The 1,046-nt window shown below is 37.8% G+C and carries 1 pseudogene; it reads left to right on the forward strand.

Annotation, left to right across the window (positions count from 1 at the left end):
• A pseudogene (locus tag ON09_RS23735) lies at positions 1–1,002 on the forward strand (DEAD/DEAH box helicase); the annotation flags it as partial.
• Positions 1,003–1,046: the final 44 nt, after the last annotated feature.

The following is a 1,046-nucleotide window of genomic DNA, read 5'->3' on the forward strand; positions in this document are numbered from 1 at the left end:
CAGCAACATTTGCAGCAAATGCTTTTGCCAGGCAACCTTCAGAAAAAAGTGAGTCATGATACCGGTAAGTTAATCCTAGTCATTGGTCAGCATCGCTACTACAATCACCTTACGCTTGAACTTTTTCAGGCAGCTACCACTAAGAGTGGGAAGGTGAAAAATCCAATAAAGAATGTGAGTGCCACCGAACTAATGTTTCAGACTGAAGATCAGCAGGCTTTGAAATTTTATGGTGGCATTGTTTCTTTTGGGCAAAATTTTAATGATGAACATCGTGAGGAAGAAATTGATGCACTGAAAGCAGTGGTTAAAAATCCTTTAAACATTCCAATTTATCTTCAAAGTACAAAACAATCTGCAACTGTTCAGGCAGCCACCATTTTACCGGTAAAAGTTCATTTCTTAGAACCAGATCTAAGGCTGAGCGTTAACCAAAAGGATGACTTTTATGAGATCACCGGTAGATTGATGATTGCAGGAAATTCTTATGAGTTGGATAGTTTAATGCTTGTTCATCAATACTTTATTCAGCTTAAAGATCAAATGTATCTCATCCCCAGGCTAGATTTGCTTCGGGTAATTGGGTTTTTTAAGAAACAGAGTAACCGGTTAATTTTACACCAATCGAAATATCCTGAATTTCAAAAATCGATTTTAATACCGTTAGAAGGTAGCATTCAGGTCGATTATTCTTACCTTAAGCCTGCTACCAAAAGCCAAATTGAGGAGAAAGGTTTTGATCTGGAGAATGAGCAACTCATTTATCTTTCCGAATCAGAAGACTTTATTTTGATTACGCCTGTGATGCGATATGGTAACCAGGAAATTCCGGTGCTTTCCAAAAAGCAAATTCAGGCACAGGATAAATTGGGCAATGTATTTACTGTTTACAGAGACGAAAAAGCGGAGCTCCAGTTTATTGGGAATGTTTTGAAACAGCATCCGTTTTTCTACGACCAGGAAACCAATGATTCTTATTATCTGCACCGTAAACGGTTTTAGAGGAAAGTTGGTTTTTAGATGCTTTCGAAAACTGGAGAAACAAA

The organism is Pedobacter agri PB92, from assembly GCF_000258495.1.
GTDB lineage: Bacteria > Bacteroidota > Bacteroidia > Sphingobacteriales > Sphingobacteriaceae > Pedobacter > Pedobacter agri.